The organism is Flavobacterium lacus (genome assembly GCF_003268815.1).
GTDB lineage: Bacteria > Bacteroidota > Bacteroidia > Flavobacteriales > Flavobacteriaceae > Flavobacterium > Flavobacterium lacus.
In genome coordinates this window covers 278,734-291,999 of sequence record NZ_QLSV01000002.1, presented here as the reverse complement: position 1 = coordinate 291,999, position 13,266 = coordinate 278,734, and the positions used below count along the sequence as shown (strand labels likewise).

13 protein-coding genes and 1 tRNA gene are annotated in these 13,266 nt (G+C 33.0%); 9 read left to right on the top strand and 5 right to left on the bottom strand.

Annotation, left to right across the window (positions count from 1 at the left end; genetic code table 11):
* Window positions 1–4: 4 nt before the first annotated feature.
* The 3 genes from pth to B0I10_RS02955 all read right to left on the bottom strand — a co-directional run bounded on the left by pth (window position 5) and on the right by B0I10_RS02955 (window position 2,641).
* Window positions 5–628, bottom strand: coding sequence for an aminoacyl-tRNA hydrolase (pth, locus tag B0I10_RS02965; protein ID WP_112085005.1), 624 nt, complete (start codon window positions 626–628; stop codon window positions 5–7).
* A 320-nt stretch (window positions 629–948) separates the two neighbouring features.
* The gene (locus B0I10_RS02960) at window positions 949–1,557 is read right to left on the bottom strand and encodes a 50S ribosomal protein L25/general stress protein Ctc (protein WP_112085004.1); all 609 of its coding nucleotides are present in this window, start codon (window positions 1,555–1,557) and stop codon (window positions 949–951) included.
* Window positions 1,558–1,699: 142 nt separating this feature from the next.
* A complete protein-coding gene (locus B0I10_RS02955) occupies window positions 1,700–2,641 on the bottom strand; it encodes a ribose-phosphate pyrophosphokinase (RefSeq protein ID WP_112085003.1) in 942 nt (313 codons plus the stop codon).
* Between the two features lie 225 nt (window positions 2,642–2,866).
* On the opposite strand from B0I10_RS02955, the gene B0I10_RS02950 reads away from it, so the two are divergent.
* Together B0I10_RS02950 and B0I10_RS02940 are read left to right on the top strand one after the other, a co-directional pair.
* A tRNA-Leu gene (locus B0I10_RS02950) sits at window positions 2,867–2,946 on the top strand.
* A gap of 440 nt (window positions 2,947–3,386) precedes the next feature.
* The gene (locus B0I10_RS02940) at window positions 3,387–6,386 is read left to right on the top strand and encodes a CHAT domain-containing protein (protein ID WP_112085001.1); all 3,000 of its coding nucleotides are present in this window, start codon (window positions 3,387–3,389) and stop codon (window positions 6,384–6,386) included.
* Here B0I10_RS02940 and B0I10_RS02935 read toward each other — a convergent pair.
* Together B0I10_RS02935 and B0I10_RS02930 are read right to left on the bottom strand one after the other, a co-directional pair.
* Window positions 6,378–7,091, bottom strand: a complete 714-nt coding sequence (locus tag B0I10_RS02935) for a tetratricopeptide repeat protein (RefSeq protein WP_112085000.1) — start codon at window positions 7,089–7,091, stop codon at window positions 6,378–6,380. The two genes, B0I10_RS02940 and B0I10_RS02935, sit on opposite strands and share 9 nt — an antisense overlap.
* A gap of 6 nt (window positions 7,092–7,097) precedes the next feature.
* Complete coding sequence (locus B0I10_RS02930; protein ID WP_112084999.1) at window positions 7,098–7,634, bottom strand: RNA polymerase sigma factor; 537 nt, start codon at window positions 7,632–7,634, stop codon at window positions 7,098–7,100.
* A gap of 126 nt (window positions 7,635–7,760) precedes the next feature.
* Here B0I10_RS02930 and B0I10_RS02925 point away from each other — a divergent pair, with 126 nt between their 5' ends.
* From B0I10_RS02925 to B0I10_RS02895, 7 genes are read left to right on the top strand one after another with little or no spacing between them, the layout of a single operon-like run.
* Window positions 7,761–9,071 carry an OmpA family protein gene (locus B0I10_RS02925; RefSeq protein ID WP_112084998.1) on the top strand — a complete coding sequence of 437 codons (1,311 nt, stop codon included), beginning with the start codon at window positions 7,761–7,763 and terminating at the stop codon, window positions 9,069–9,071.
* Window positions 9,072–9,073: 2 nt separating this feature from the next.
* Window positions 9,074–9,712 carry a hypothetical protein gene (locus B0I10_RS02920; RefSeq protein ID WP_112084997.1) on the top strand — a complete coding sequence of 213 codons (639 nt, stop codon included), beginning with the start codon at window positions 9,074–9,076 and terminating at the stop codon, window positions 9,710–9,712.
* Between the two features lie 19 nt (window positions 9,713–9,731).
* Window positions 9,732–10,925, top strand: a complete 1,194-nt coding sequence (locus B0I10_RS02915; RefSeq protein ID WP_112084996.1) for a hypothetical protein — start codon at window positions 9,732–9,734, stop codon at window positions 10,923–10,925.
* Between the two features lie 2 nt (window positions 10,926–10,927).
* The gene (locus B0I10_RS02910; protein ID WP_112084995.1) at window positions 10,928–11,668 is read left to right on the top strand and encodes a hypothetical protein; all 741 of its coding nucleotides are present in this window, start codon (window positions 10,928–10,930) and stop codon (window positions 11,666–11,668) included.
* Between the two features lie 2 nt (window positions 11,669–11,670).
* Window positions 11,671–12,288, top strand: a complete 618-nt coding sequence (locus B0I10_RS02905; protein ID WP_112084994.1) for a hypothetical protein — start codon at window positions 11,671–11,673, stop codon at window positions 12,286–12,288.
* 6 nt (window positions 12,289–12,294) lie between these two features.
* Window positions 12,295–12,684 (top strand): hypothetical protein, encoded by a 390-nt coding sequence (locus B0I10_RS02900; RefSeq protein WP_146740300.1) that lies wholly within the window; start codon window positions 12,295–12,297, stop codon window positions 12,682–12,684.
* Between the two features lie 10 nt (window positions 12,685–12,694).
* Entirely contained in the window at window positions 12,695–13,183 is a 489-nt protein-coding gene (locus B0I10_RS02895; protein WP_112084992.1) for a hypothetical protein, read from the top strand.
* Window positions 13,184–13,266 lie beyond the last annotated feature (83 nt).

Here is a 13,266-nt window from a genome sequence, read left to right as displayed (position 1 = left end):
CCAATTATTTTCCGTTGAATTCGTTCATTGTATTGTTTAATCCGGCTAAGGCAAAGGATTGAATAATTTGAGCGGATAGTTCTAATCGTTCGGTTAATTTTGATTTTTCTTCTTCGTCCCATTCGCCCAAAACGTAATTCACTTGTTGACCTTTTTTAAATTGGTCACTAATGCCAAATCGGAAACGCGGATATTCCGTTGTGTTGAGTAAACTTTGGATACTTTTCAATCCGTTGTGACCGCCGTCGCTTCCTTTGGTTTTGATGCGGATGGTTCCAAAACTGAGGTTTAAATCGTCGGTGATAACTAACACATTTCCTTTTTCGATGTTTTCCTTTTCCATCCAATATTTCACCGCTTTTCCGCTGAGGTTCATATAGGTGTTGGGTTTGAGAAGAAGCAATGTTCGACCTTTGATTTTGAATTCGGCTACGTCGCCCAACTTGGCGGTTTGAAAACGGATGCTTTCTTTTTTGGCAAAATGGTCGAGTATTTTGAATCCGATGTTGTGGCGGGTATTGGCATATTCGGCTCCGATGTTTCCGAGTCCGACGATTAAAAATTTTTTCATATCCGATTCTGTAACGGTTTTTTGGGTTTGAAAAAGTGATGTTATCCAGTTGATCATGTTGCAAAAGTACGAAAGTTTCTAATTCTAGCCGATTTTGATTTGGAGCAGGTTCTACCCCTGATGGTAACGGAAAGCCTTGTGCGGCCAAAGCCGATTTTTTCTTGCTGACCCAAAGCGACCAGCGGTCCCGATAGCTATCGGGACTTGGGGCGGCTTAGAAAAAACGGGTTTGGCAAACAAGCTTGTAGTGGACAGCGGGATTGGGTTCTAAAAAAGTTGTCGGTTGAGAGTTTTCTGGGATTGCGATTCTGAAACAAGTTCAGAATAAAAAAAAGCACCGGCGTGAACCGATGCTTTTGCTATTGAGAAAATTGAAATTATTTTTTCTTTTTTGCTCCACCTTTTTCTGCTTTTGCAGCTTCTTGAGCGGCTTTCATAGCGGCACGTGAAATTCTCACTTGAGCTACCACAGTATTGTCCGGGTGCATTAATTTGAAGTTGTTGGTTTCAATTTTTGTAACGTATAATTTGTTACCCATTTCTAATGGAGAAATGTTTGCTTCTACGAAATCAGGAAGATTTTTTGGTAAAGCTTTCACTTTTAATCTTCTTTGGTTTAAACGTAAAACTCCACCGGCTAATACACCTGGTGATGTTCCTGTTACTTTTACAGGGATTTCCATAACGATTTCTTTGTCGTCTTTTAACGCATAGAAGTCGATGTGTAAAATTTTGTCTGATACCGGGTGAAATTGGATGTCTTGTAAAATCACATCTGCTTTTTTACCGTTATTTAGTTCGATTACAACAGTGTGTGCGTTGGGAGTGTACACCAAGTTTTTGAACGCTTTTTCTTCTGCTGTAAAATGCACTGGTTGATCTCCTCCGTAAATAACGCAAGGAACCATTCCAGCATCACGTACGGCCTTCGTTGCCTTTTTGCCTACGTTTTCTCTTTCTGATCCTTTAATCGTAATCGATTTCATTGTAAATAATATATAGTTAATAAATAAAAATTCGTTGTCTGTTGTCATTTGTCGGTTTTCTGTTGTCTGTTATTTGTGTCGGTTATTTTATATTCCAAATCACCAATTACCTTTCACCAATCACCCATTACCTTTCAAAAGCCTACATTAAAAATTTTCCACTAATGGAATTGTTGTGTTGCACCATGTGCATTACTTCTGCAAAAAGCGGTGCACAACTCACCACTCTGATTTTGTTAGATTCTTTCTTTAACGGAATTGAATCGGTCACTATTAATTCGCTCAATTTTGATTTTTCGATTTTTTCGTACGCATCGCCGGATAAAATGGCGTGTGTACAAATGGCTCGAACGCTCAGAGCTCCTTTTTCAATCATTAAATCGGCTGCCTTTGCGAGGGTTCCGCCGGTATCAATCATATCGTCTACTAAAACGACGTTTCTTCCTTTTACTTCTCCGATAAGTTCCATAGTGTCGATTACGTTGGCCACTTTTCGTTGTTTGTAACAAATTACAACATCCGATTCTAAAAATTTAGAATAGGCGTAGGCTCTTTTGGAACCGCCCATGTCGGGTGAAGCAATGGTCAGATGCTCCAAATTCAAACTTTTTACGTACGGCAAAAAGATGGTGGATGCGAATAAATGGTCAACCGGTTTTTCAAAGAAACCTTGAATTTGATCGGCATGTAAATCCATCGTCATAATTCGGGTTGCTCCGGCAGTTTCCAGTAATTTGGCTACTAGTTTTGCTCCAATTGGCACTCTTGGTTTGTCTTTTCTGTCTTGTCTGGCCCATCCAAAATAAGGAATTACAGGGGTTATGTGTCTGGCTGAGGCTCTTTTGGCAGCATCAATCATTAACAAAAGCTCCATCAAGTTATCCGCACTTGGAAAAGTGGAACAAACGATGAAGACCCGTAATCCGCGAATGGATTCTTCAAAAGACGGTTGAAACTCACCGTCACTATATTCAGAGAACGTTACTTTACCTAGCGGAATTCCATAGTTTTTGGCTATTTGTTCGGCTAAGTATACACTTTTTGAACAAGCAAATATTTTTGCTTCCGGTTCGTTGTGTGACATTTTAATTGGTTGTTATTACTCCGCTACGCTCCATACAATTCGGCTTCAGAATTCTGCTAAAACAAAACATATGTAAGCACCTCGGGTGTAGTTAGTTAGTTGTGTGTCGTCGAAACGAGGTGCAAATTTAGAAATAAAAATCAACTTGGAAAGCAATTTTTCCACAAATTTCTTTAAAATGTGTCAAAAAATTATTTACATTTGCACCCACAAATAAGCATCCCTGCCCGGATGGCGGAATTGGTAGACGCGCACGACTCAAACTCGTGTACTTAGGTGTGTGGGTTCGATTCCCACTCCGGGTACTTTTAAAGACCTCTAAAGTGTTGTAATTCAACAATTTAGAGGTTTTTTGTTTGGGTTTTTGCCGGAATTTTGCCGAAAATCATTTCTTAAATTTGCTAAAACATTTCTTAATTAGATATTGTATAGTTTCATTTTTAGCAATTAAATCTTTCTCATAAATTAGATTTTCATTTAATTTGTTTTCTATCATTTTAAGTAATTTGTATAATTCATCGTAGTTAAGATGAATTGCAACATTATAAACTGTCTCAGCTTTCATTTAAAAAATTTAGTTTTTTCAAAATATTCGTAAAGCCTTTGATCAATGTCTGGCTTGATTTCTGTTTTTTTTAATATTTATCCAAGTCCGATTTTAATTTTTATTGGATATTAATGAAAAACAATGTTTACTTATTATTATTTTTAACACGAATAAGGTAATATACTTAGCCCAAAACTCATGAAAAGGTTTTTAATACTTTTATTTCTTTTGCTCGGATTGTTTAGTTTTTCACAAACTAAATCTTTTAAAGTTGCTTTAAATAAAGCATATGATTTTGAAGTTGATGAAAATTTTGTAAAAGCAAAAAATATTTTTAAATCGATGAAAGATGGCAATGAAATTAATGTATCGGAGAAGAAATTTATCAATAATTATATTATTTTTTATGATTATTTATTGTCAGACAGAAGCGATGTTAAAAGCATTGATAATGTCATAAAAAATCTACTTTCTATTGAAAAAAGAAAGTATTACGAGACAGAGTTATTAATTAATGTAATTACATCTAAATATCATTTTTTAGCCAGTAATATTGGATGGAAAGAGGCATTGATTACTGCAGAAGTAGGATATAGTTTAAAAGATTTTAAGCAAGCAAAACAAGAAACTCAAACAGATTACTTATATGATTTGGGATATTTATACGACAAAGTAGGAAACTCATTTGAAGGAATTAAATTTTATAAAAAATCACTAAACTTATACATAAAAAAATATGGAGAGGTCAATAACGAAGTTGCATTGAATTATAATAACTTAGCCTATGCCTACACTAATGTTTACAATCAAAAAAACACAATTGCTTATTATGAAAAAGCAGCAAAAATCTGGGAAACTTTAAACAAGAATTCAAATGATAACAAAGATTATTTAGTTAGAGTTTATCATAATTTAATTTTTCAATATATTAATTACGGTGATTTAGAAAAAGCACAATTAAAATTAATAAAGTTAAATAATTATATCAAGAAAAAATACCAAACAGATGTTTCTAAAAGCGAAAACACTTATTTTCTCTCTTTTTCAGATTATTCATTGAGTAATATTAGAATGAGTTTAGCTTTAAACAAACAGAAAGAGGCACTACAATTTTTGAAGGTTTTTGAAGAAAATCAATTTTTACCTTACAAAAAAACTATACATTCTAAATATTTGATACAATGTTATGAAGAAGTTGCTGATTTTTTGATTGAAAAAAAAGAATATGAAACCGCTTTCAACCTTATTAAAAAAGGACTTTCTCTTGCTGATAAATATGATCAAAAACAATACTTAGTTACTTTAAACTCAAAAATAGCCACTATTTATAAATTTCAGAATAAAAATGATTTGGCTGTAAAATTTTACACAGTAGCACAAAACAACAATAATAACACCTATTTTAATTCAACCAAATATACACTCGAATTTTTAAAATCTGAAATATTTTTTGAAACAAACCAGACTAATAAAGCGGTTTCAATTATTAAAAATAATATTGAACAGTTACTTTTTGACTATGGCCAAAAGAAAAAAACTATCGATAAGCTCAAATTCTCAGACGTTAGAGAATTAGTCTCGACAGAATTTATAAACTTATTCTATAAATCAGGAAAGATCTATTTTCAAAATTATAAGAAATTTAAAAATAAAAATGATTTACAAATAGCTGATAATCTCTACAATATAAGCAATAAATTATTTAGAGAGTATTATTTAAAAGGCGAATACAACGAAGAGTTAAGTAAATACCACAGCGAAATTATCGAAGGGCTACTAGAGATTAGCTTAGAGAAAAAATTAACTTTCCAAGATAAAATAAATCTAATTAATGAAATCGAAAAAAGTGCATCACAACATCTAGCACAAGAATTTTTCAAAAAAATTACAACGAATAACAATGAGTCAAATGTAAATTTAGAAAAAATTAAAGAACTAAAAAACGAACTTAATTTTTATAAAAATCAAAGCAATTCAAGCGGTGAAAAATTAAATAAAAATAAAATTATTGAAATCGAAAATAGTATTGCCAGCTTAACTAAAAAAACATCAAGAACGTATCAAGATATTGATAAAAACTCTTTAGATAATTTTGACATAGTAAACGTTCAAAAAGTTGTAGATAAAGATGAGTTGGTCATTAAATATTATACATTAAAAAATTATGTATTCGCAATTTACATATCTTCAAACCATATTGATATTCAAAAAATTGCAACCACTCATCATCTTAAAAAAGAGGTTATGTTGTTTTTGCAACAAACCAAAAAAGTAAGTCAAGAAAGTTTTCCCGTTTCTAAAAATTTATCTGTAAGTTTAACGAAGGATTTAAATGCCAAAAAGGTGACTATCATTGCAGATGGATTTCTGAATTATTTGCCATTTGAAATGCTTTATGATGCAGCAAATCAAAAATATTTAGTACAAAAAAGCAGGGTTTCTTATAATTATACATTGCCATTTTATTTGTTTAACAAGCAAAACAACATAACAGTAAATAATGATAAATTAATTGCATTTGCTCCAAACTATGACATAAAAACAATTGCAACGGTCAGAAGCGGATTATCAGATTTAGAACATGCTAGAAAAGAAGCAGATTTAATATCAAAACTATTTAATGGTACAAGTTATATAAACGAGAAAGCCTCAAAAGCAAATTTCTTTAAAACTATTAACCAATTTGGATTTTATCATTTTGCGATGCATTCTTTGGTTGATGAAAATAACATAAATGAATCGTGTTTAGTCTTTTCAAACAATGAAAAGCTTTATTTTTCTGAACTTTATGGTCTAAATTTTTCCTCAAAAATGGTTGTTTTAAGTGCCTGCGATACAGGAAACGGTAACCTAAAGTCAGGCGAAGGCATTATGAGTTTGTCGCGTGCATTAACCTATTCCGGCGTACAGTCATCTGTGTTTAGCCTCTGGCAAGTGCCCGACAAAGAAACCTCAGAAATTATGATTTCTTTTTATGAAAATTTAAAAGATGGTCAATCAAAAGATGAAGCTTTAGCGAATGCCAAGCGTGATTTTATAGAAAATAATCCGATGAAAAACCATCCGTTTTATTGGGCTGGATTTGTGGTGAATGGTGATGTTTCTCCAATTCTGGAAGGTACAAACTGGTGGTTGTATATCGGAATTGGTTTAGCGATGGCTTTGCTGATTTTCCTATTCAGAAAAAAATTATTCTAATTCCGCCACTAATTTTTTAGCCATTTGTTGTTGCGGATTTTCCTTTTCAGACAATTCTTTTAAAAGTTGAATAGCCTTTTCTTTTTCATTTATTTTGAGATAAGAAAGGGCTTTGTACCATTTGACAAAAGGTGTAAAGGCATTGTTCTCCGATGTTTTAAATTGGTCAAATGTAGTAATAGCTTCATCGTATCGATTCAATTCCATTAACGACATGGCTTGATAAAAAAGAGCATAATCTACTTCTTCATCTACATAAATTTTTGAAAATAATTCAAGTGATTTTTGATAATTTCCGCTGTCATATTCATAAAATGCATCTGATTTTAGATTGCGGTCGTTATCGCCACGAACCGTTGGAGCCACTACATTTGGATACGATTGATAATATTCCTGATACAATTTTTCAGGTGAATCTTGCATAAATTGGAACCACGCCAATCCGCCAAAAAACAACAAAAACACAGCAGCAATAGACCAGAATTGGTAGGTTTTTTTTGGTTGTTTTTTATTTGATTCAAACGATTGTAGCGTTTGTTTTAGCGTTTCTCTTTCGTTTAACGTGATTGCTTTCTTTACATTTTTTTGATAGGCAACTTCTTTCGCAAATTCACTGTCATTTTGCAATAAAGATTCAAACACAACTTTTTCTTCTTCAGAAAGTTGCTGCTCAAAATACTTATTTACTAACTCTTCATTTTCCATTCTACTTTACTTTTTTGTTAAGTCTTTCAGTTGCTTCAAACAACGTGATTTTTGACTTTTTAAAACATCTTTGTTAGCGTAACCTAACAGCATTTGAATTTCATCTAACTTTTTCTCTTCATAATAAAATAGGGTTAATACTTTTAAGCATTGTTCTCCTAATTTTTTCAAATTTTCTCGGAGAGAGATAAGTTGAATATTAATTTCATCTTCTGAATAATCATCATACTCAAATTCAAAATGCTCCAGTTCATCACTCGGAATTGTTTTGTTTTTTTTCTTTAATCGTTGAAAAATCATAAATTTTCCGATACCAAATAAATAGGTAGTCAAACTACTTTTCAACTCATCAATCTTTCCTTTTTTAGCATTTTCAATCAAAGCAATTACGGCATCTTGATAAATATCAATTAATTCTTCTTTGTCTAATGTATAACGATTGGCAAAGAGTAAAAAACCATTTTTATTGTCTTCGTAAATTTTTCGAATGGTTTTTTCGTCGCCGGATTTTAATTGCTCAATCAAATTTGGGACATTTATCATTAGTGCAATTTTTTTTTGAAAGTAAACAAAGCTACCTAATTTTTTTTTTCTGTTGGCATGTTTACCTTTTTAAATTCTACACACTAAATGAAAAATAAATGAATGTTTAATTAAAATTTTATACAAATGAAAAATTTTTTAACCGGGTTAGTTTTTATGATTACCATCCAATTTTCTTTCGCACAAGAAACAACAGTTGGAGAACGTGTAATTAAAAACGCGAAAGACAAAACGTATGGTAGGGGCGAACAAAAAGGAGACGAAACTGTTGACAAAGCTTTAAACAAAGTAGAGGAAGGAATCACAGGTTTGTTTAAGAAAAAAGACAAAAAGAAAAAGAAAGAGGAAGCGGAACAACAAGAAGATCGTTCTGAACAATCATCCGATGAAAATCAAGAATCCAAATCACAATCATCTTCATCAAAAAAACCAGTAAAATCCAATTCAAAATTTGATTTTGTGGCGGGTGAAAAAGAATTGTATTTCGACAATTTTGAACGATTAGCTATGGGAGATTTTCCGGCAGAGTTCAATACCAATGCAAGTGGAGAAATTGTGAATGTGGATGGACAGTTCGGAAAATGGCTTTCGATGACCAAAAATGGAGCTTTTATTCCGGATAACATTAAAAATCTTCCTGAGAATTTTACGCTTGAATTTGAAGTAGGAATCAATACTGATCCAACCAATAATTATTCAGGTCTGGGATTAAATTTCACTATAAAACAACAGGAACTCATGAAAGATATGTTTTTCTCCAGAGGAACTTCAATTGTGTATTTACATCCTGGAGCTGGCGAAGCAGCGGTTTATGTAAATCCAAGTAGTGGAACAGCAATTGAAAACAATGTAAAAATGCCGCAATGGGATGTAGATACTAACACAAATTTTGTAAAAATTTCGGTTTGGAGACAAAAAGGGCGTTTGCGTGTGTATGCTAATGAAGACAAATTACTTGATATTCCACGATTTTTCTCGGAAACGACTAATTATGATTTTGCTTTTTTCAGAAGTTTTTTTGGCGACTGCGAAGTTTATTTAACTAATATCCGGTATGCAGTGGCCAGTGCCGATACACGAAATAAACTCATCACCGAAGGTCGTTTTGTGACCAACGGAATTCTCTTCGACGTAAACAGCGACAACATTAAACCTGAAAGCGGAACTGTGTTAAAAGAAATTGCCACAACATTACAAGAAAACTCGACGGTTAGAGTAAAAATCATTGGTCATACTGATAGTGATGGTGCCGATGCTGCCAATTTATCACTTTCACAAAAAAGAGCAGTTGCTGTTAAAACCGCTTTATCCAGTTTTTACGGAATTGAAAGTTCGCGATTAGAAACAGACGGAAAAGGAGAAAGTCAGCCACTTAATAAAAATGCAACTTCGGCTGAAAAAGCACAAAACAGACGAGTAGAATTTATAAAATTATAAAGATGAAAAAATTTTGCTTTTCTATAGTTGTATTGAGTTTAATCTCCTGCAATAAATTGAAAGAAAGTACTCAAGATGCTCTAACCAATTCGATGGAAAAAGCAATTGAAAGTAAAACCGGAACGCAAGTTGATTTGCCTGATGCAGCCGATATCGAAAACAATGGTGCATTTGTTAATTATAAAGTTGCTGATAAAGTTTATTTAAAATCTGATGAAAAGTTACAAGCCACAGCGATTTTCAATAAAGACAACAACGGTTTAGCTATTGCCTTGCAGTTAATTGGTGAAAACGGAAAATCATTTATGATAACAATAAATCACATTCCAGAAAATTTTTCATTGCCATTGACAGGAAATTTTTCCATGAGCAATGAGTACGATGGTGTTAACCCATCCGCCACAATTCTCTTTATGAACACCAATCCAAATGTATTGGACACTTCTGAGATGCCGTTTGAAGGACAAATTACGATTTCTCAACTTTCTTCAAAAAACATCGAGTTTACGATAAAAGGAAAAGGAGGTGATGCTTCCGATGTAGAAAGTCCAAGAAATTGGAAGCCTATTTCTGGAGACGGAAAAATCAGTAATCCAATCATTTTGAGTTACGGAATCGATAAAAACAAAATTTTAAAATAATATAAAATTAATTAAAACAATGAAAAAAATTATCACATTATTACTACTATTTATTGGTTTACAAAATAGTGCACAGTCAATGTCTGATGGAGTTTACAGTACAAATTTTGGAACCATCAATCTCACTTTTGAAGTTGGAAATGAATATCCAAATGGCGGAATAGTTTACGGTGATTATAAAGATAACGGAACCATTACCGGAAGCACAGCCAACAACGGAAAAGAAATCACCGGTAATTTTCATAACGGTGCTGCCGAAGGGAAATTTATATTCTTTTCACCCAGTGGAAAACAACATTTTTTTGATAGCGGAATAACCTCTTTTAATGGAAATTGGGGATATGGAACGGATAACAAATATTCTACTAATCCTGATTTTATTTGGAAAGCGACAAACAAAACAGCCGGAAAAGAGGTAATCAAAAATGTAACCAACGTTTGGAGTGGAAAATGGAACACCACCGATGGCAATCTCATCTTGCAACAAGTTGGCAATAAAGTGACCGGAACATACAAAGGAATTGGTACTGTTAATGCTACTTATACTCCACAAACCAGAAAATTAAAGGGAACATTCTATAATAACAATACCAAAAAAACAGGCCATTTTGAATTTAATTTTGAAGGCAATAGTTTTAAAGGGAAATGGGGTTGGAATACTTCAATGACTGATGGAGTGTGGAATGGAGATAAACATATAAAAAACAATAAAGAACTGCCAAAAGTAACGGTACCTTCAACAAATACTGCTTCTGGCTCAACAAAATTCACAGTTGCAGCAATAAATATTCAAGCATCAAATGATAATATTTATGGTTTTTGGGGATTTAAGCTATTTAAAGTTTCAGCCGCCGGAAGACAACAAGTGCAAAATTTCGGAAATAAATCTTCCGATGTTTATAATCAAACTGAAAATGGGTCAAAAATAATTACTTCAAAAAACCACAACTTTTCTCATAGTCCAGAATTTTTTAGAGAATTTATTATTCCAAATGCCGATCTAAATAATCCAGCTATAAAATTTGAATTGGAGGTATATGTCCATGCAAAAAATAAGAGAACGGGCACAAACATAGATTATGGAATGAGAAAAGAGATTTACAGATTAGATACCGTAGGTATTAATAAAAATATCACAATCCCTTTTTCGGCAGATGGAAATATTTTTACGTCTGGCATAGGGTCTTTTACATTTAAAATCGCGAAATCATAGTTATGAAAACAACGGTCATAGTCTTAGTTAGTATTTTCCTATTTGCATTTAGCTGCGAAGGAGATAAAAAAGAAAACAATTCCTCCATGGAAACAGAACTCAGTCAAGTCATAGAAGAGAACGTACTAATCGCAGAAGATTTCAAAGGCAAACTAGACGAATTGCTAACCCTTGAGATGGCTGCCGAAACAAGTGGTTATCCAGTTTCGGAAGCCAAAAAAAGTCCAAATTCTGAAATCGAAAAAAAGTCTAACAAAATTTCCGTTTCTTACTTTTGGGACAAAACAAACAGAACCCAACAAATTGAAATGATGGGGAGAAAAATGGATGTACCGGTAAATGATGAGGTAACGTTGAGTTGGGTGGAAAACATCACTTTAGACGGATTCAAAAAGAAGTACCACAATCTAACCGAAGCTGAAATCGAAGCTTCCAATCAAGGTATCGATGAAAAAACCGCAGAAATGAATGCTGACGGAAAAGCAACCCAAGAACAAACCGACATGGCAAAATCACTAGCTAAAAATGCCATGAAAAACTTTAGTGTAGAAGAGGTGCCTAATGTAGGCGAATATGCTGTTTTTGTCAATCAAAAATTTGCCGGAGTTCCTACACGTGAACTAAAAGTTTTTTACAAAGGTTTGTCTTTTTCGCTCTTGATCAATCTTTCGGAGGACGTTTCGTTCAACGATAAAAAAGCCATCGCTTTAGCACAAAAAATTATTAATCAAAAATTAAAATAAACATGAAAACAATTCAATTGTCAATACTACTTTTAGTAGTTTCTATTTCAACTTCTTTTGCTCAATCCTTACCTCAATTGGTAAAATATGATTTCAAATTCGATTGGTTTGCAGCACACACAGTCAATCAAAATATAAATATTGGCACCGAAAGTGTTCACGGAATTGGTTGGTGTCGTTTGTTTGTGAAAAATAAAACGACAGGCAACGAAGATCAAATTCAACCCACAGGATTCAAATACATTGGTGATTACGGACGCGTTTTTGAAGTGCCAAGAAAAAGCGGAATGAAAGTGAGCAACGGAAACATCAAATCGTTAATGAATACCAAAGTTCGTTTTCAATTTGAACCGTCAAAATACGGTTATAAAACAATGAAAGAATTGGAGGACAATGCCTACTTCAAAATTGTTTACGAATTAAAAGTATATAAACCGGCGAAAGATGAAATCGTAGGTAAACAAGAAGCTATCGTGTTTTTAAAAGATGCTAAAGTTCCTCCTGTTACTTTGGAACAAGCGAAAAGAACAAGTAACATTCCTACTCGACCCGGCTATATGCGATTTAATAAAGCAAAGTATAACCTTGGAATTGTCTACAGTATTGTCCCGGTAAATTAAGCAGAAATGAGATATCTTATATTTTTCCTTTTACTTGGATTAACAACGCAGGCTCAAATTAAGTTTTGGAATACCGATCCTACCTCTAATATGCCCAAATTTGAAGTTGTTTGGGGGACAAAAACCACTATTTTTAGTAAGGTGGGAGGTGATGTAAAGCCATTGTACGTATTCAATAAAACTGCTCAACAAACCTTTAATGGTGACGGAAGAACCAAATATCAAATGACGGTGGCCAGCACGGATAAAGTAGCCAAACGCACTTTTGAAATAAGTTATACCCACCACCGTCAAACCAATAATTATTTGGGCTATATTAAAGCAACGTATGTGTACTTTGATAAACGCCCTACTAAAGTGTTGGAAGAATATTTTGAAACAGTAAAAAACCCTTAAAATTGAAACAATGAGAAAAATTATTGTAACAGCAATTGTATGCTGTTTTACCTCAATTTCTTTTGCACAATTAGTGCAAGGCGAACTAAAAATAAAAGAACAATCTAAATTGGAGTTAACCGTTCAAAGCAATAAAGCCGTTAACTTATATGCCGATTTTAGAGAAAATAAATACCCAATTCAATTTGCGTTTACAGGAAATTCTATTCCTGTAAACAGCGATAAAAAAATGGTAGTTCAATTTATTTTTACAACTACTGTAAAAAAAGAAGGAAAAATTATTGGAACCACCAAGCGAAATCCTATTCCGTTTTTCCCGGGAGATATGTTCATGCCGGTGGAAACGTTTGATTTTATTTCGATTCTTTCCAATTTACAAACCAATTCAGAAGATAGAATTTCTGAGATTCCTAAAGGAAATTATGAAATTTTGTTAGAAGCAAAACCTGTTGGCGTGAAAGGTGAAATTGCCTCTGCACGGATGTATTTGAAAATCTAAATTCGTTAAATCCACTTATTTTTTTAAGTGGATTTTTTTTGATGTTTACTTTTTGGAAGATGTGACACTAATGAGAAATTAAA